The sequence below is a fragment of the Lysinibacillus sphaericus genome (genome assembly GCF_015844675.1).
In the GTDB taxonomy this organism is placed as follows: Bacteria; Bacillota; Bacilli; order Bacillales_A; family Planococcaceae; genus Lysinibacillus; species Lysinibacillus sphaericus_E.
In genome coordinates, this window is the sequence record NZ_LDGC01000092.1 from 326740 (window position 1) to 346319 (window position 19580).

At 38.7% G+C, this 19580-nt stretch carries 14 protein-coding genes and 1 other annotated feature; of the genes, 12 read left to right on the forward strand and 2 right to left on the reverse strand.

The window, feature by feature from the left end:
- Positions 1-74 precede the first annotated feature (74 nt).
- The gene (locus tag ABE34_RS23665; RefSeq protein ID WP_197144846.1) at positions 75-920 is read right to left on the reverse strand and encodes a polysaccharide deacetylase family protein; all 846 of its coding nucleotides are present in this window, start codon (positions 918-920) and stop codon (positions 75-77) included.
- Positions 921-1363: 443 nt separating this feature from the next.
- On the opposite strand from ABE34_RS23665, the gene ABE34_RS23670 reads away from it, so the two are divergent.
- The gene (locus tag ABE34_RS23670) at positions 1364-1999 is read left to right on the forward strand and encodes a DUF421 domain-containing protein (RefSeq protein ID WP_079563589.1); all 636 of its coding nucleotides are present in this window, start codon (positions 1364-1366) and stop codon (positions 1997-1999) included.
- Here ABE34_RS23670 and ABE34_RS23675 read toward each other — a convergent pair.
- Positions 1996-3513, reverse strand: a complete 1518-nt coding sequence (locus ABE34_RS23675) for a putative polysaccharide biosynthesis protein (RefSeq protein WP_197144847.1) — start codon at positions 3511-3513, stop codon at positions 1996-1998. The genes ABE34_RS23670 and ABE34_RS23675 overlap by 4 nt on opposite strands.
- 93 nt (positions 3514-3606) lie before the next feature.
- On the opposite strand from ABE34_RS23675, the gene ABE34_RS23680 reads away from it, so the two are divergent.
- The 11 genes from ABE34_RS23680 to ltrA all read left to right on the forward strand — a co-directional run bounded on the left by ABE34_RS23680 (position 3607) and on the right by ltrA (position 19437).
- Positions 3607-3915: a post-transcriptional regulator gene (locus ABE34_RS23680; protein WP_079563591.1), complete on the forward strand. Its 309-nt coding sequence runs from the start codon at positions 3607-3609 to the stop codon at positions 3913-3915.
- A 350-nt stretch (positions 3916-4265) separates the two neighbouring features.
- On the forward strand, positions 4266-6533 hold the full coding sequence (secDF, locus tag ABE34_RS23685; RefSeq protein ID WP_197144848.1) for a protein translocase subunit SecDF: 2268 nt from the start codon (positions 4266-4268) through the stop codon (positions 6531-6533).
- Between the two features lie 388 nt (positions 6534-6921).
- Positions 6922-7187: a binding site (T-box leader), on the forward strand.
- A 674-nt stretch (positions 7188-7861) separates the two neighbouring features.
- Complete coding sequence (locus ABE34_RS23690) at positions 7862-9226, forward strand: chorismate-binding protein (RefSeq protein ID WP_197144849.1); 1365 nt, start codon at positions 7862-7864, stop codon at positions 9224-9226.
- On the forward strand, positions 9226-10257 hold the full coding sequence (trpD, locus tag ABE34_RS23695; RefSeq protein ID WP_197144850.1) for an anthranilate phosphoribosyltransferase: 1032 nt from the start codon (positions 9226-9228) through the stop codon (positions 10255-10257). The genes ABE34_RS23690 and trpD overlap by 1 nt, the downstream gene beginning before the upstream one ends.
- Positions 10254-11045, forward strand: a complete 792-nt coding sequence (trpC, locus tag ABE34_RS23700; RefSeq protein ID WP_197144851.1) for an indole-3-glycerol phosphate synthase TrpC — start codon at positions 10254-10256, stop codon at positions 11043-11045. Before trpD ends, trpC begins: the two co-directional genes overlap by 4 nt.
- Positions 11042-11656 (forward strand): phosphoribosylanthranilate isomerase, encoded by a 615-nt coding sequence (locus ABE34_RS23705; RefSeq protein WP_197144852.1) that lies wholly within the window; start codon positions 11042-11044, stop codon positions 11654-11656. Before trpC ends, ABE34_RS23705 begins: the two co-directional genes overlap by 4 nt.
- Entirely contained in the window at positions 11656-12864 is a 1209-nt protein-coding gene (gene trpB, locus ABE34_RS23710; protein WP_197144853.1) for a tryptophan synthase subunit beta, read from the forward strand. Before ABE34_RS23705 ends, trpB begins: the two co-directional genes overlap by 1 nt.
- Complete coding sequence (gene trpA / locus ABE34_RS23715; protein WP_197144854.1) at positions 12864-13655, forward strand: tryptophan synthase subunit alpha; 792 nt, start codon at positions 12864-12866, stop codon at positions 13653-13655. Before trpB ends, trpA begins: the two co-directional genes overlap by 1 nt.
- Before the next feature lie 149 nt (positions 13656-13804).
- Positions 13805-16123: a single-stranded-DNA-specific exonuclease RecJ gene (recJ, locus tag ABE34_RS23720; RefSeq protein WP_197144855.1), complete on the forward strand. Its 2319-nt coding sequence runs from the start codon at positions 13805-13807 to the stop codon at positions 16121-16123.
- 33 nt (positions 16124-16156) lie between these two features.
- Complete coding sequence (locus tag ABE34_RS23725; protein ID WP_197144856.1) at positions 16157-16669, forward strand: adenine phosphoribosyltransferase; 513 nt, start codon at positions 16157-16159, stop codon at positions 16667-16669.
- A gap of 995 nt (positions 16670-17664) precedes the next feature.
- Positions 17665-19437: a group II intron reverse transcriptase/maturase gene (gene ltrA / locus ABE34_RS23730; RefSeq protein ID WP_197139928.1), complete on the forward strand. Its 1773-nt coding sequence runs from the start codon at positions 17665-17667 to the stop codon at positions 19435-19437.
- Positions 19438-19580 lie beyond the last annotated feature (143 nt).

Consider the following 19580-nt stretch of genomic DNA (forward strand, 5'->3'; position numbering starts at 1 on the left):
TCATCCAGACCTAAGCGCAAAGCCGATTCAGGACGTAACGCCGGGGCATAATCGATGTTCTTTTTTTATTTTAGCTAAGTGCCACCATTTTTTAATTTCTTAATTAATTCTGCTCCAGTGTCATTGCCATTAACCGTTATTCTGCTTAAAGCAAATACATTATCGCCCATAGTGACACCTTTATTTTTAATAACAAAGGCCATTTTAAATCCAGTATCTTTCGCCAATTTCATTGCATCTTCAGAATTAGTTCCGTAGGGATAACTAAGGGCAATTGGTTCATATCCTAATTTTTCTTTAATAATTTTCCTAGAAAGAATAAAATCTTTTTTAACCCTTTCTTCGTATTCTTCTTGTTTTTCTAGTTTTCCATTAATGTAACTACGACCATATATGGCACCTTTCACTCCGCCACTGAATGACTGTAATTTATAATGTGAATTCCAAGTATGGCTTTGAATGGTTATATAATCCTTCATTTCATTTAATTGATCCCAATCCATTTTGGGAATTTCGTTCGAATATGCATTCTTTCCGTTTTTTTCTAGGATGTGACTAGTGATAACAAAGATTTCTGCATGCATTTTGTATTTTTTTAAAATTGGATACGCTTTTTCGTAGTTACTTAAATAACCATCGTCAAAAGTTATTAACACAGGATTATTAGGTAATTCTGTTTTACCGTTCAAGTAATCATATAATTCTTGGGCTGTAATTGAGTTGTACCCATTTTCTTTAAGCGTTTTAATTTGTTTTTCAAAATTCTCTGGGGAAATGACTGTATTATTATTTATGTGTTTATCTAAATGGTGGTACATTAGAACAGGAATCCTCTCATTTTCATATCCATAAATAGGGTAAGGTTTAATGAGCGATATACTATAAGCAACAATAACTAAAAAAATTACTATCCTTTTCATTTTCTCACCTTGTTTTCTTGTTTGTTAAATCGGATAAGGGTGGATCATTTACTAAATACGAACGTATAAGAAGGGCCATTTAAACTTATTGGGTGAGCATTGTGAAACGTCCTGTTATCAGTCCGAGAAAATTTAGTTTTTTTCCACTTGAAAAGCAGGAATTATAACTCCTTTTATTGTACACAAACAACGAAGGTTTATTCTTTTGATTAACGAAAGTTAAATGGTGTCATTTCCTAATTAATGAGTTGTTGTTTTTTAATGTTAATCATGCGTTTTTTAGGTTTTGTCTTAATTGAAAATACGATTTTCTTATAAGTTAACATGCGAAAAAAGAAAAATTTTAGGAGACGATAAGTGTTGGGAAATCAAAGTAAGATATATCATCATCCTGTATAAAAAAAGATAAGTAAGGTCACCTTGAATAGTATGGGGGTGACGATATGGAAGAATATTTAATGATTGTTTTTAGAACCTGCTTTTTATATGTGTTTATCCTAATAATTTTTCGTTTAATGGGTAAACGTGAAGTCGGCGAATTATCTGTAATCGATTTAGTTGTATCCATTTTAATGGCTGAGGTGGCTGCGTTTGCACTTGATGATTTCGAAAGTCCTTTATTTAATGTAATTTTACCAATCATCGTGTTGTTTTTCATTCAAATAGCAACTGCATATTTGTCACTTAAAAATAAAAAATTCCGTGACCTAGTTGATGGTGATCCAGTATTGCTTATAAAAGACGGTGTTATTTTAGAAAGTGAAATGCGCAAGCAACGCTATAACTTAGATGATTTGTGTCAACAATTACGCGAAAACGGAAATGCTTCCGTGACAGATATTGCGTATGCTTATTTAGAGCCATCTGGCAATTTGTCCGTCTACCAAAAAGATGAAAAGGCATTTGTTTACCCATTGATTATCGATGGTGATATTCAGGAGAGGCATTTAAAGGTATTGCACAAAGATGCTGATTGGTTAATGGCAGAGCTTGCTAAAAATAATATTACGGATAGTAACACTGTATTTTTTTGTGTTTGGGAGGAAGATCGGCTGCATATTCAACTGAAAGAATCTTAAACTTTCTTGGCCAATTTACGAAGGTAGCGCAAATCAGTTATACGTAATTGATTGGAAACTAGTAAGAATGTAAATAGTAAAAACAAAGTTACACAGCTACTTAAAATAAATGGTAGTGGCATTATTTGCATCAGAAAATACTGGGAAACACAAACAGCAATAAAACAGCCATATGGAACAACAAACATTCTAAAACCAGCACGTAAATTTTTACGTTGCCTTACTGTTGCAATATGCAAAAATGAAGTTAGTAAAACGCCAAAGCCAATAGCCACAACGGCACCTTTTTCTTGTATACCTGGTTGAGAAGCAAGTACGAACATGACAAAGAGCTTACCAAGACCACCGTAAATGGAGTTCATCATTGCTGCGCGTGCTTCACCAATTGCTTGTAATATAGAGTGCAATGGACTTTGTATATAATAAAAATAAAAAATAGGAGCTAATATTTTCACATAACCACGATTTTCTTGTAAGTGAAAGAGCTTCACAGCTAATTCGTCTCCATGAACGAAAAAGTACGTAGCGGCAACACAGCCCACTAAGGAAGACAGTCGCAATGACACAGAGATACGTTCCTGTAGGAGCGGTATATGCTGACGTGCAACCGCATCACTAACAGCTGGTATAAGAACAATTGAAAGTGCTGCAGACACAAAAGCAGGGAATAATAATAGGGGGACTAGTACACCCGAAATAACCCCATATAAAATTGTTGCAGCGGAGGCTGTTAAACCAGCCATAGTTAACGCTTTTAAAAAAATGATAGGCTCTAAAAACCAAGTAAAAGATCCGAATAGCTTGCTTCCTGCAGAAGGAAGGGCAATTCGTAACATTGGGGAGGAAGGATAAGCCTCGATTTTGTTTTTTCGTGTCAATAATTTTTTCTTTGAGACTATATAATGCATCCACAAATACAAGAAAGCAACGACTTCTGCTAGTAGCGTAATACCCATAGCAGCGGCTGCTGTAACGGCAGCATTATTATAGGCAGCCACATAAGGCAGCGTCAAAGTGATAAAGCTAATACGGATAATTTGTTCAATCATTTGAGCCCAAGCTGTTGGTGTGATTTTCGCAATACCTTGTAAATAAGCTCGTAATAATCCTGAGGCAACTGACACTGGTACAGCAAAGAGTGCAATCCAAAGAGTAAATGTTGTATGTTCATTATGTAAAAGTGTAGTCGATATATAAGGTATAGTTAGTGCAACGATTGGCATAAAGACGATCATTCCAATAAATGACCAAAAAATAGCCGTACGCATAACACCATAGATGCTTTCGCGTTTGTTTTTTGCTAATAACTCTGCTACAATTTTTGCCACAGCAATAGGTAGTCCAAGTTGAATGAGTGAGATGAAGAAAATGAACGCCGGATAGACGGTCATATAAATGCCAACTGCCTCTTCACCAGCGATCCGCATAAATTGCATTCTATAAAAGAAGCCAAAGAGTTTCGATAAAAAAATCACGAACATTAAAAATAGTGTTCCCCGTACAAAAGAACTCATGCCATCCGTCCCTTCTCAAGCCACAAAAATTCATTTACACTATTTGTATGCAAACTTGTCTTACGATACGACTTTGATTGGAGATGATTCAAAATGAGTATGCAGCATGAGCAACTATTTGAAAAAATCCGTCCTGCAATTGATAGTAAGATGGAAGAGTTTAAATATTATCAATACAATGCGATTACAGCAGAAGAACTATGGCGCTATTGTGTAGAGAAAAAATGGCGCAGAAAAAATATTGAACAATTACGCATACATGAAATTATCGCCACTATTTTTGCAGTATCACCGTCCGATATCGTATCCTTTAATCAAGTAGAATTCTTACAAAGTAATGATTGGTTTACAGAATTGAATACGGAAGAGTTAAAAATGCTGCTTGGCCCGGTTAAAACTTAAGAAGAATGTGTGAAATTTGTCAAATAATAAAAGAATACTAAAAGTGTTGAATTGACACCAAGCGCAACGTGTTTCATAATGAGTGTGTTGCGCTTTTTTTTATTTGTATAAGTATTTTTACCGAAACCCTTCCAATAGGCCTTTTCCAAATTTGGATGCAAAACGCCTATTTAAATACAGGGATAAATTTGCGCGTTATGAACGATTGAAATAAGTAGAGCAATCTTTTTTGAAGCACAGGCAACATTATTCTAAAGGAAAAGGAGGAATAAACGCTTCAAAAGGACTTGCTATTATACTTGTTTGTAGTGTAAGGAATTGCCTTACACCAATTCGAGGAGGATTTATAAATGAAACTTAAAAGTCGTATAGTTGCATTCGTACTACTAATGGTTATTTTTGCAGCAACCATCGGTACGACTGTAGGCGGCGTCTTAAAGGACATTAAGCTAGGCCTTGACTTACAAGGCGGGTTTGAGGTTCTTTATGAGGTTAAAGAATTAAAAAAAGGACAGGAAATTACACCGGAAGTTGTATCGGCAACAGCAACAGCTCTTGGTGAGCGTGTAAATGCTATCGGGGTAAGTGAGCCGAGCATTCAGGTTGAAGACAAAAACCGCATTCGTGTGCAATTAGCGGGTGTCGAAGACCAAGAATCAGCACGTGAACTATTGTCTACTTCTGCAAATTTAACATTCCGTGATGTCGATGACAATTTATTGCTGGATGGTAATGACTTAAAGCCAGGTGGCGCTAAAGGTTCCTTTGACCAGCAAAATCGACCTATAGTTTCGCTAACGTTAAAGGATGCAGAAAAATTTGCTGATATCACAAGTAAAATTGCTGCTAAACCAGCAGGCCAAAATTTACTCGTTGTATGGTTAGACTTTGAAGAAGGTGTTGATTCATATAAAACTGAATCACAAAAAGCGAAGCCTCGCTATGCATCTGCTGCAACAGTTAGCCAAAGATTAGATACAACAGATGTTATGATTAGCGGGAACTTCACAGTTGAAGAAACGAAAAATCTAGCGGGTATTTTAGATGCTGGGGCACTTCCTGTTAAGCTTAATGAAATTTATTCTACTTCAGTTGGTGCACAATTTGGTGACCAAGCACTGAAAAGTACAATATTCGCCGGTATTGTGGGCGTAGTAATAATTTTCTTATTTATGCTATTCTACTATCGTTTACCTGGCTTTATTTCCATCATTACACTTGCTATTTTCACTTTCCTAGTACTTGTTGTATTCAGTTGGATTAATGCGGTATTAACGCTTCCAGGTATCGCAGCTATCGTGCTCGGTATAGGGATGGCGGTAGATGCAAATATTCTTGCCGCAGAACGTATTCGTGAAGAATTACGTGTCGGTTATTCGGTTAAACAAGCATTCCAAATCGGCTCGAAGGAGTCTTTATCAGCCATTGTCGATGCACAGCTAACTACATTATTAGCAGCTGCTGTATTATTCCAATGGGGTACAAGCTCTGTTAAAGGGTTTGCCACAACATTAATTATTAGTATTTTACTAAGCTTCCTAACAGCTGTTTGGGGCTCTCGTGTATTACAAGGAATACTTGTAAATAGTGGCTACTTCAACAATCCAGCATGGTTTGGTATTGCAAAATCTAAACAGCATAGCCTGGATGAAAATATCGGAACATTAGATTTATCAACGAAATTTGATCGTTTTGACTTTGTACACAACCGTAAGAAATTCTATACATTCTCATTAGCTATTTTAGTAGCAGGTTTAGTGGTTCTTGGTATTTTCCGCTTAAACCTTGGTATTGATTTCTCTAGTGGTACACGTGTGCAAATTGAAGCGGAGCAAACGTTGAATAAAGAAGAAGTTTCCAAATATCTAGATAGTATTGGCTTCTCATCAGAAGATATCGTTTTGACAGGTGAAAAGAGCAACGGAGCGGTTATCCGTTATAAACATGACCTAACGCAAGCAGAAATTATAAAATTCAAAAAAGAAGCAGGCGAAAAATATGGTCATGAACCTGGCGTAAGTACAGTATCTCCGACCGTTGGTAAAGAGCTTGTGAAAAATGCGATTAAAGCATTATCTCTTGCGGCTATCGGTATCATTATCTATGTAGCGGTTCGTTTTGAGTGGCGCATGGGTATTGGGGCAATTGTTTCGTTACTACATGACGTATTCTTAATTGTTGCTGTATTTAGTTTTATGCGCTTAGAAGTTGATATTACGTTTATTGCGGCTGTACTGACAATTGTCGGTTATTCTATTAATGATACGATCGTTACGTTTGACCGTATGCGTGAAAACTTAGATCGATATGATACGATTAATGACCGTGAAGTGTTAGCGGATATCGTTAATAAATCACTACGTCAAACGATGGGTCGATCTGTTAACACAGTGTTAACGGTTATTATCGTGACAGTGTCACTTCTTATTTTAGGTGCACCATCGATTCAAAACTTCTCAATCGCGTTATTAGTTGGTTTAATCACAGGTATGTATTCTTCAATTTGTATTGCTGCACAAATCTGGTATTCACTTAAAGTTCGTGAAATGAAAAAATCAGATGGTCAAATACACAAAAAAGAGAAAAAACAATGGGGTACTGACGAACCTACTGTTTAACATAAGCATTAAAATGGAGCAGGGAAGGAATATTTCTTTCCCTGTTTTTTGATGAAAAAAGAATCTTCTGGCTTTCAGAAAGCTGAAGATTCTTTTTGTTTTTAAGTTTAATTGTAGTGTAAGGTTGCAGTTTGCTCTTCTTCAGTTATATATGTGAGTTACTCGCTGAAATACTCGTAACAATTGCTATTTCTGTTACAGAGTGACTTCTTTCGCACTTGCAAAAAATTTATTCTGAACATTTTTCTTTTTCTCAGAATTGATTGACAATTATCGTAGTTTAGCATAGAATAAGGCTAACTTTTTTGTTCGGAACAAGGTAGTTGGTCTCGGGAGCGAGGCCAGCCTTAGAACAGATGAGCTGAGTTTAGATTAGATAAGAATAGCTGAGAAATTGTTGAATAAGAGTAGTAGCATAAGTGTGCAATTTAGAGAGTCAGTGGATGGTGCGAACTGATTTGCAGCTTATGTGAATGGACTTATGAGAGTCGCAAATTATATAGATATAATAGCGAACGGATTCCCCACGTTATAGGGGGTGCTTCGACTTAGATAAAAGATACGTCAATTTAACTGGCGAACTAAGGTGAGCACATAAGAGAGAGCAAATATGCTCTAATATGAGGTGGCAACGCGGTCATGATCGTCCTCTGCAATTAGGAAAAATCCTTTTTGCAGGGGACTTTTTTTATTGTTTTTTATTAGCATAGAAAACAATTGCCACTGGCGCTTCGCTTTCGCACATAAAACATTTTGTTGACCCAACGTCCACAGGAAAGCACCCAGTCGGAACAGAAATCAACACCATGCTTTGGTAAAATACCATACAAATGATTTTTGTCCATCATCGGAAATTAGGGGTGACATTTTGTTAAAACGTACGCCATGCATATAAGTTGATCTTCGTTACGGCTGGGTGACTCCTTGGGGATTAGCAATAGAGGAACGAAGGCTAAAATCATCACATCCTGTGATAAAGCCTTCGTGACCAATATAGTGTTGGCCCGAGACCCTGGAGCGAGCAGATAGGGGAACGAAGGCTAAGGGCATCACGTCCTGTGATAACGCCCTCGTGACCAACATCGTGTTGGCCTAAGCGGCTCATCGGACGCCCCCAGGAAGTTCTGCTCTGCGCGAAAGCGAAGCGGTAGCAACAACAAATGTTTTCTGTAGCGAAAGCGAAGCGGCAGCTACAAAGCGTCCAGCCGGAACGGAAATCAACCCTACACTATGATGATAAACCTTTTTATTCAACAAATACCGATTCAGCTGCTAAACATTTGTAAGTCCAATGGTAGAGGATTTTTAAGAAAAGGAGCTTGGTCATTATGCTATCAACGAGTTCAAGAACAAAAATGAAAACTATTAATGCTGATTCATTAACACCAATTTTAATTTTTAGACGCCTTCAAGGGAAACATAAATTTTTGCTGGAAAGTTCAGCACAGCATGAAGGAGCAGGACGCTTTTCTTTTATCGGTGTTAATCCAAGAAAAACATATAAAGGCTTTGGAGATGAGATTCAGGAATATTCATATAAGACTGGACACACCTATACACATAAGGGCGACATGTTTGTTTTATTGAAAAGGTTAATGCCACGTATATCCAATACGACACAATTTCCATTTTCAGGAGGAGCTGTTGGCTATGTTGGCCAAGGTACAACAACAAGATTTTCGACTGCACAGGATAAAACGGGGCTACCAGATGTGCATTTCCATGTGTATGAGACAGTTATTGTGTTTGATCATGTAACAGATGAGGTTACTTTGATTTATACGAATATTGATGCGGAAAAAAAAGAACCAAATTTAGAAGAGTTGGCAGAGCAACTTTTAAAAGGTAGAGAGAATGAGGATACGTCTTGTAGCTTTGAACCTTTCGAATCGACGAAGAAAGAACAGTTTGCAACATCCCTTACATCAATCAAAGCTTCTTTAGATGAAGATATTACTAGGGTTATGTTATCAAAGTGCGTTTTAGCAAATTTACAAGGAGATGCTTTCGCTTTATATCGTCAATTGCGTAAAAAACACCCCGCTCCCTATATGTATTATGTAGAATTTGACGACCATATTGTCTTAGGGACATCTCCTGAAAGTCTAATTCGAGTAAAAGGTGAGCGTGTGATTGCCACACCAACAGAGGGGGCATTTCCTAGAGGTTCCATAAAAGGTGAAGATGTAGAGCAGGAACGCAAGCTACATGAAAACACAACTATTAGGGAGTCGCATGCTGTACTTGTTTCTGCCGTGCAACAAGAGCTACAGTCTGTGTGCTTCCGAGATTCTATTCAAGTTATTGAGGCGATGAGAATTGAGTGTTCCAAGCATGCATTACACATGACATCGAGAGTCGAGGGACAAATATTACCGATGCTTCATGCACTTGATGTTTTAGCTACGACATTACCATCCTTTGCAACAACAGGTGGTCAGGTAAAGGATTATTTAGATAAATCTATTCAAACTACGGGGATATTTAGAGGTGCTCTTGGATTTCTTGGTTTTAACGGTCATCTTGATTTTGCCTTAACAGGGAAATCCATTGTCATAGAAAATGAAACGATGAATATGCAATCGACTGTAATGGTGACCAAATATACAAATGTTGAAGAAGTTTTGAATCAAGTAGAAGAAGATGAACAGGAATTTTTACAGCTACTTGAAAAAGAAGGAGGTTCACACTAATGGAAGGTATTCGTGAAAAAGTACAACGCCGAGAGCATTTAATGTATGAGGAAATGCTACAGGCAGCAAAATGGATGTTTCAAGATGACACACCAAAGGATCAAATCGCAAGCTTTTTAACGGCATTATCTGTCAAAGGTGAAACTGCACATGAAGTAGCGGCATTAGCCACAACTATGCGCTCATTTGCATTAGACGTACCAGCAAACGAAGGGGTCTATATGGATAATTGTGGTACTGGTGGCGATGGACTTAATACATTCAATATTAGTACAACTTGCGCCTTTGTACTAGCGGGGGCCGGTGTCAAAATGGCGAAGCACGGCAATCGCAAAATATCTTCGGCATCTGGAAGCTCTGATGTTTTGGAGGCGCTCGGGATTCATACGAATATTTCTATTGAACAAACTGTCGATCTGTTAGAGAAAGAAGGAATAGCCTTTTTATATGCTCCAAATGTTCATCCGAAATTAAAGCGAATTGGCGAGGTTCGTCGTGCACTTGGCAAGCCAACAATTTTTAATCTTGTCGGTCCTCTTACGAATCCAGTGCCTTTATCAACGCAATTTACAGGTATTAATCGTCCTAATTTTGTCATGGAATATGCATCCGTATTACAAATGCTCGGGCGAGAACGTGCAATGGTCGTTTCTGGGCCACTAGGTTTAGATGAGGCGTCATTAGCTGGTCAAAATACTTTTGTTTTAATAGATAAAGGAGACTTAATTCCATTTTCGTTAACTGCAGAGGAAGCGGGTCTCAGCTATGCACCAATAGAGGCTATTCGTGGAGGTAATGCAGATGAAAATGCGGCAATTATGCGTTCATTATTAGCTGGTGAACAAAGTGCTTATTTTGATACCGTTTTATTGAATGCTGGTATTGGGTTGTTCAGCTACGGAATTGCTGAAACCGTTAAAGAAGGTGTAGAAATAGCGAAAGATAGTATTTTTAGCGGGCGTGCCCTTCAAAAATTAGAGGCAGTCATTACTTATAGTGAGCATATTAAAGAAGTGGAGGTCCAACAATGAATATTTTAAATAAAATTCTCGAACAAAAAAAGATTGAAGTTGTTGCATTACTTGAACAGCCCGACCCGTTAGCGAATTTTACAGAAAAACCGCGTCCATCGTTGTTTGAGCAATTGCGAGAAGCTGAAACATTACAAGTTATTTCTGAGATGAAGCGTGCTTCCCCTTCGAAAGGGCTAATCGCAGAAGGGACAGATCCAGTGGCACAAGCAAAAATTTATGCAGACGCAGGGGCAGCAGCCATTTCCGTTTTAACAGATAAACAGTTTTTTAAAGGCTCCTTTGATGATTTAGCTGCAGTTGCAAATGCTGTCCAAACGCCACTTCTTTGTAAGGATTTTATGATCGATCGTGTGCAAATTCGATTTGCGAAGGCATCGGGTGCATCCATTATTTTATTAATTGTGGCCGCGTTAACCGATCAAGCATTACGAGATCTTTATAGTTTTGCAACAGGTTTAAATTTAGAGGTATTAGTGGAGGTGCATGATCTCGAAGAGCTTGAGCGGGCTATTGCAGTTGGTGCCAAACTAATTGGCGTCAATAACCGAGACTTACGTACGTTCGAAGTGAGCTTAGAGCGAACACGAGAAATTGCTGAAGCTTTTCCGTTCGGTGAAGAGAAAGTTTTAATAAGTGAAAGTGGGATATGGACGCAAGAAGACGCTAAAGCGGTGGCGGCTATGGGGGCTAGTGGCGTTCTTGTAGGCGAGTCATTAATGCGCAGTGGTGATGCTGGTTTTGCTCTAAAAAGTTTACAGGTCAATAAGGTGGGGGCATCTGTATGACGAAAGTGAAAATTTGTGGACTAAAGGAACAACAGCATGTACGGGCAGCAGTGGAGGCAGGGGCTGACGCCATTGGTTTTGTCTTTGCACCAAGTAAACGACGAGTGACGATTGAACAGGCACAACAATTAGCCAAACATGTGCCAGAGAGCGTTTTAAAAATCGGTGTTTTTGTTAATCCAAGCGCAGAGGAATTACGAACTGTGATGGAAAGTGTACCACTAGATTATGTGCAATACCATGGGGAGGAATCTCCTGATTTTATTCGTCGGCAAGGCTATCCGGCAATTAAAGCTTTGTCCGTCAGAGGTGCTGAAGATGTTCAGGTTGCTGCTAATTATGATGTGGACTATTACCTATTTGATGCGCCAGGAACCGATTTTAAAGGAGGTAGTGGCCATGCGTTTGATTGGACCCTCCTAGAGAAAGTAGGGATTCCGCGAGAAAAGTTAATGCTAGCAGGTGGTTTGCGAGCTGAAAATATAGGAAAAGCAGTATCATTTGTGTCTCCATTTATGGTAGATGTATCAAGTGGTGTGGAGACAGACGGTGTAAAAGATATAGCTAAAATAACCGCATTTATACAGGCAGTAAAGAAGGGGAGAGCATAATGGCAAATTCAATTGCAAATAGTGTACCTACAAAGGAAGGGCGTTACGGGAAATTTGGTGGACAATTTGTTCCGGAAACATTAATGACAGCTTTGTTGGAATTAGAGACGGCCTATGACGAGGCAATGAATGATCAAGCGTACACTGAGGAATTAGCCTATTATTTACAACAATATGTTGGTCGTGAGACGCCGTTGTATTACGCAGAAAATTTAACAAAAGAGCTAGGGGGAGCGAAAGTTTATTTAAAGCGTGAAGATTTGAATCATACGGGAGCTCATAAGATTAATAATGCCATTGGTCAAGCGCTTCTTGCAAAACGAATGGGTAAAAAGAAAATAGTCGCAGAAACAGGTGCGGGGCAGCATGGAGTAGCAACGGCCACAGCATGCGCATTATTGAATCTTGAATGTGTTGTCTTTATGGGGGCAGAGGATATCAAACGCCAACAGTTGAATGTGTTTCGCATGGAGTTACTCGGTACAAAAGTGGAATCTGTAGAAACAGGTTCAAAAACATTAAAGGATGCTGTCAATGCAGCACTGCGCTACTGGGTGACAAATGTTGAGGATACTCATTATATTTTAGGCTCGGCTTTAGGACCACATCCATTCCCGAAAATAGTAAGGGATTTCCAGCGTATAATAGGTGTTGAAACTAGAGAGCAGATTGTAAATAAGGAAGGACGTTTACCTGATGCAGTCGTCGCTTGTATAGGCGGCGGTAGTAATGCAATTGGTATGTTCCACCCTTTTGTTGACGACGAGACTGTAGCGCTATACGGGGTAGAGGCAGCAGGCAGTGGAATTGAGACAGGTAAGCATGCAGCAGCAATTGCCGGAGGTCAGCTAGGCGTTTTACATGGTGCATACATGTATTTATTACAAGATGAAAATGGCTTTGTGCAGGAAGCTCATTCTATTTCAGCTGGTCTAGATTATCCAGGGAAAGGTCCAGAACATTGTTATTTACATGATATTGGGCGTGTTCAATTTGATTCGATTACAGATAGTGAAGCACTTGAGGGCTTGCAATTACTGAGTAAAACGGAAGGTATCCTACCTGCACTAGAAAGCTCCCATGCTATTGCTTATACAGCAAAACTCGCGAAGACAATGTCTACAGATGACATCATTGTTGTGTGCCTATCTGGCCGAGGAGATAAGGATGTCCATACTGTCCGAAAAGCATTAGGAGGAGAAGTGTAATGACAACACTACAGCAGGCAATTGAACAAACGAAAATCGGAGGTAATAAAGCATTCGTACCTTATATTATGGCGGGCGATGGGGGTCTAGAAACTTTGAAGCCAACGATCCTGAAGCTACAGGAAATGGGGGTAACGGCAATTGAAGTTGGTATACCGTTTACGGATCCTGTAGCGGATGGGCCGACGATCGAGCAAGCAGGTGAACGTGCTTTAGCCGAAGGTGCAACATTACGTAGAGTGCTTACATTATTAGCTTCATTTAGAGGAGAAATTCAAGTTCCGTTAGTTGTCATGACTTATTTTAATCCTGTTTTAGCTTTTGGGTTAGAGGCTTTTGCTAAGGCTTGTGTGGCAGGGGGCGTTAAAGGGTTAATCGTTCCTGATGTACCGCTTGAAGAAAGTGCTGTCTTACGTGACACATTAAATCCATATGGTATCGACATCGTTCAGCTTGTATCATTAACAAGTCCTCCAGAGCGAATTGCTCGTATCGCGGGTGCTAGTCAAGGGTTTGTCTATGCCGTGACAGTCAATGGAATTACAGGGGCCCGTGCAAGCTTTGCAGATGATTTACATGATCATTTTGCACGCTTACGTGAAGTAAGCCAAATACCAGTGCTAGCTGGCTTTGGAATTTCAACTCCTGAGCAGGTGGTAAGCATGGGGGCACTTAGTGATGGTGTAATCGTCGGTAGTGCGATCGTGACAGCATTGCATGAAGGTAATTTGGAGAAGGTTGAGGCATTAGTATCTGCTTCAAAAGAAGTGTTTCAGAAGTCTACTCTTTAAACGGAGTAGGCTTTTTTCTTTTGGGATTGTTAGAATTAGTAGAAACGACGGCGAGCTGCCACAACTTTACAGGGTAAAACTATCATTCTAGCAGATAGTGCGAATAGGCAAGATTTTCGGTATAATAGCTTTCGTGAGGAAGTGAAGAGATGATTCTATCGAAAAAGAGATGGCAAGTAGAGCGCCCAGACGCGAAGCTTGTCCAAACATTACAAAATGACCTACAACTTTCTGCGATTGCAGCAAAAATTTTAGCAGCACGAGGCTGCGAAACAACTGCTGACGCAGAGAGCTTATTAAATATGACAGAAGCAAGTATCCATGACCCGTTTTTAATGCACGGCATGGCAGAAGCAGTAGCACGTATAGAGCAAGCACTTGATAATGGAGAGAAAATCTTAGTATATGGCGATTACGATGCCGATGGAGTCACTAGCACGACAGTTATGCTGAATGTGTTACTTGATCTCGGTGCTGATGTTTCGTTTAAAATACCAAATCGTTTTATTCACGGTTATGGACCGCACGAAGCACTATTTCGTGAAGCACATGAAGAGGGTGTTCAACTAATTATTACAGTTGATAATGGTATTTCAGGGATGGAACCAATTCGTATCGCGAAGGAACTAGGTATGGATGTTATCGTTACAGATCACCATGAACCAGGCGATGAATTACCACCTGCAGATATTATTTTACATCCTCGTATACCAGAAGGACATTATCCATTTGGTGAGCTAGCAGGTGTGGGTGTAGCGTTTAAGTTAGCTCATGCTCTATATGGGGAACTGCCAACGCATTTATTCGAATATGTAGCTGTTGGAACAGTAGCGGATTTAGTACCATTAGTTGATGAAAACCGCTACCTAGTTAAGCGAGGAATAGAAGAAATGCGTCGTTCACTCAGCCCTTGGGTACAAGCGATGTGTGAAGTTGCAAGTGCAGAGCAAGCTAAAATCAGTGAAGAAACAATCGGCTTTTACTTTGGACCGCGTTTAAATGCAGTTGGTCGACTTGGAGAAGCGGCACCAGGTGTAGAGCTATTAATGGCTGATGATAATGCTAAAGCAACAGCATTGGCGAAACAGCTTAATACATGTAATAGTGAGCGTAAAGATATTGTAAAGAGTATTACAGATGAGGCCATTGCTCTCATTGAATCAGATAAAAAAATCGGGGATTCACTCGTTTTAGTGATCGCTGGAGAAGGCTGGAATGCTGGAGTAGTAGGGATTGTCGCGTCTCGTCTTGTAGAGCTATATTATCGTCCAACCATTGTACTGTCACTAGACTACGAAAAAGGAACAGCTAAAGGTTCAGCTCGTAGTATTGAAGGATTCCATTTATTTAATGAACTAGCGAAAAATCGAGATATATTACCTCATTTTGGTGGGCATCCTATGGCAGCGGGGATGACGTTACCCATTGAGCATGTTGATGAATTAAGAGCACGCTTAGATACTCAAGCAAGAGCATGCTTATCGGAAGAGCAATTAACACCTGTTCTCAATATTGATATACCACTAAAAATGGATGAGATTTCAGCAGATGCTATTGAAGAAATTTCAACGCTCGGTCCATATGGTACTGATTTTCCGAAACCTGTTTATGTGCTCGAAGATGTGGAAATATCCTCCATGCGGAAAATTGGAGCAGCAGAAAATCATATAAAAATGGAATTGACGGATGGCTATGAAAAATTGGATGGCGTCGGTTTCAATAAAGGCCATTTACACGACGAGTTAACATATGGTACAAAAGTATCGTTTACTGGAGATTTACAAATTAACGAGTGGCAAGGACGTAAAAAAGCACAATTTATGATAGAGGATGTCCAAACGACTGAATGGCAATTATTTGATATTCGTGGTATTCGACAAACATCACGCTGGTTAAATACGGTCCCAAAAGAGGAGGCAACATTCATCGCCTTTCGTCCAGAGACGGTGACCTATTATCAGTCGTTAATTGGTGTGCCAATCCTAGCGGTGGAACCTACACTTTCAAATGTAGAACAAACTAATTATATCGTGCTACTAGATTTGCCGCAAAATGTTCAACTGTTAGAAGATGTCTTACGAAAAACAGCACCTTCCCGTATTTATGCACATTTTTACATGCCTGATTCTCAGTATTTCAGTGGATTGCCTACACGTGAGCAATTCTCCTGGTATTATAAGTTTTTAAAAAATCGTCCTGCTTTTCCACTGAATATGCATTTGTCTGAATTAGCGAAGCATACAGGTTGGCCATTAGATGCATTAAAATTTATGACACAGGTGTTTTTTGAGCTTGATTTTGTTAAAATGGAGAGTGGACTGACGACTGTCAACGTGAATGCACCAAAACAGGCACTTGCAGAGGCACCGTCTTACAAACAGCGTTCAGAACAGATTGAAATGGAGCAAAAGCTAGTATATGCCCCTTATATAGAACTAAAACAATGGTTTGATGAACGATTACATTAATATGCGAAAAAGTTTCGTAGGAGGAACAATAACATGGATTTAAAGCAATACGTAACAACGGTTGAGAACTGGCCGAAAGAAGGTATCAGCTTCAAAGATATTACGACAATTATGGATAACGGTACTGCATACAAATATGCAACAGATCAAATCGTAAGTTACGCAAAAGAATTAGGTGCTGAAATTGTGGTAGGTCCTGAGGCTCGTGGCTTCATTATCGGATGCCCAGTTGCTTATGCACTTGAAATTGGATTTGCGCCTGTTCGTAAGCCAGGAAAATTACCACGTGAAGTGATCAGTGCTGACTACGGACTTGAGTACGGTAAAGATACGTTAACGATGCACAAAGATGCGATTAAACCAGGTCAAAAAGTATTAATCTGTGATGACTTACTTGCGACTGGTGGTACTGTTGAAGCAACAGTGCGTTTAGTAGAACAATTAGGTGGTCAAGTTGTTGGCTGTGCCTTCCTTATTGAATTGACAGATCTAAACGGTCGTGCAAAACTTGGTGACCTAGACATTAAAACACTTATTCAATATTAATAAATAATTGGATACTAGCTAAATGAATTGGTAGATTGTAATGGGGACTGGATGCCCAGGAAATATCTTGTCCAGAACGGAAATCAACTACTCATTTTGCAGAAAAGCGATGAAAAGCGTCACATTTTTGTGGCGTTTTTTTATTTATAGGGCTGTTTTCGAGAAGATTGTTGCTATTCTACTAACGGAGCAGTTTACTTGTGCGAAATGTTTCTAGTTTAAATTGAGAATGGTCACATTACTCAGGTAAAGGCTAGACAGTTCCTTTCGGAACTGAAGGGTTATATCGAAGAATCAAATGATGAGGTAACGCTCGGAAGGGTTCTCTCTTAGTCGAATAGCACTGGATTTAGTAAGAATGATTGTGTTATAAGCTCGGTGAAAAGGCGTGAGAAATTACCGTACCAGGTCCGCTGACGAAAGCCTACTCGAGGGAGTGGTGTAATTCATGATGCTTGAGTTGAATGAATATGGTGAGAATGCAAATAAACCGAAAAGAAATGGTTAAGCTGACGAACTTCTGAATGTACGGGTCTAGAACTGCGATACATAGAAATGTGTATATCACCAAATTGTGAGGTTAGATGTGGGTGAGTAAGACTAACTAATATGAAAATCCATGATACGTTACAGGCGTATGTATCTAACAGGCTTAGAGGAAGCACCTAAGTTCATTCTATAATAGATATAATTCAACGTTTTAAGCTGATAACGTGGAGGGCTTACTCCCCTAAGAAACGTTGACAAGGAAAGCAATAATGATACTAGTTACTGTATAACTTGCCTTTATATCAGTGAAAGTGGTGGCACAGTACCAATGAAGTGTCTAATCCACATGGAGGGATAGCCACTAGACTAATAAAGATTTATTCAACCAAGTAAGGCAGTTCTTTATCGATTAATAAGGTTCTTGTGAGACTAATAGAGGTTTAACTCCAAAAGGAGTCACCGACTTATTGAAACGGAAGAAACTGAGACACAATGAGTATTATAGTATGCAAGATTGTTTTGATACACTCTACGCTCAAAGTGTTTGTGGTCATCATTTCTATAACTTAACAGAATTAATGAGTTCTAAGGATAATATACGTCTTGCCTACCGAAACATCAAAAGAAATACAGGTAGCAAAACTGCGGGAATCGATAAATTAACAATTAATGATATTCTGCATTTACCAGTTGTAGATGTAATAGCTAAAGTTCAAGGTATGTTCAAATGGTATGAACCACAACCAGTTAGACGGGTTTTCATTCCAAAAGGAGTAGATAAAACTAGACCTTTAGGGATACCGACGATATGGGATAGAATTTTTCAACAATGTGTACTGCAAATTTTAGAGCCAATCTGTGAAGCTAAATTCCATAAACATAGTTATGGTTTTAGACCAAATCGCAACACTCATCATGCCAAAGCTAGACTTGAATTTCTCATTAACCAATCTGGACTACATTATTGTGTTGACGTAGATATTAAAGGTTTCTTCGATAATGTAAATCATAGCAAACTTTTAAAACAAATGTGGTCAATAGGCATTAGGGATAAATCCCTTCTTTCTATTATATCTAGGTTATTAAAAGCAGAGATTGTAGGAGAAGGTATTCCTACAAAAGGAACACCGCAAGGTGGTATTCTTTCACCTTTATTATCTAACATTGTGTTAAATGAATTGGATTGGTGGGTTAGTGACCAATGGGAAACATTTGAAAGCAATTATACGTATTCGACTAATGGTAGTAAGTATCAGCAATTAAAGAAATCGAGTTTGAAAGAGTGTTTTATTGTCCGTTATGCGGATGATTTTAAGGTGATGTGCCGAACAAGGTCACAGGCAATTAAAATAAATTATGCATTAAAAGAATTCTTGAAAAAGAGATTACACTTGGAGACGAGTGAAGAAAAATCAAAGGTCGTGAACTTAAAGAAAAACTCTTCAGAGTTTCTAGGATTTACAATAAAAGCCATAAGAAAAGGTAAGACCAGATTTGGTTTCGTAGCAAAGTCTGATATGTCAAAAAAGGCTAAAGCAAATGCCTTTCAAAAGATTAAAGAAGCGATAAAAGTAATCAAGAGAAAACCCTGCATTCAGACCGTTTGGAATTTTAATACCGTTGTAATGGGTATCCAAAACTATTACTCAGCTGCAACTCAAATTACAATTAACTTGAATGAGTTAAATCTATATCTACGCAAGACGTTATACAATCAACTAAAGAATATTCGAACAGAGGCAAGTTTTCATGAGATGTCAAAGACATTACAGAAGCGATACAAAGGATATAAGTCCAAACTATTTAAAATACAAAATATGGTCTTTGTCCCCATCCATGCGCAACGATGGAGAAAAACACTTGGTTTCTCCCAAGTGATATGTAACTATACTGCCGAAGGCAGAGCAAAAATTCACAATAGCCTAAAGGCTATCAATAAAAATACGCTTTCTTACGTCATGAGAAACTACATTCCAAACAGATCTATTGAATATAACGACAACAGAATAAGTAAGTTTATTGCCCAGTATGGCAAATGTGCAATTTTAGGTGAAGAATTAGGTATTATCGACTGGCATTGTCATCATATTAATCCTTTTCACATTTCAAAAGATGATAGCTACTCAAATTTAATAGTTTTGAATAAGGCTATACATCAACTTATACATTTGAAAGACAAAGTAAAAATTGAAAAGTTCCTAAAAGCTGTAAAGCTTACAAATAAGCAATTAGAAAAAGTAAATAACTTACGACTGAAATGTAACAATGAAATAATCTAACTTTGGAAAATCTTCACTCGGCTGCTTAAAACATAGAAAGAATAAATTGGATTAGTTGGAACGCCGTATGCGGTGAAAGTCGCACGTACGGTGTGAACAGGGGGAAAAGCCAGCGATAACTTCAAAGGCTTACCTATCTGTAT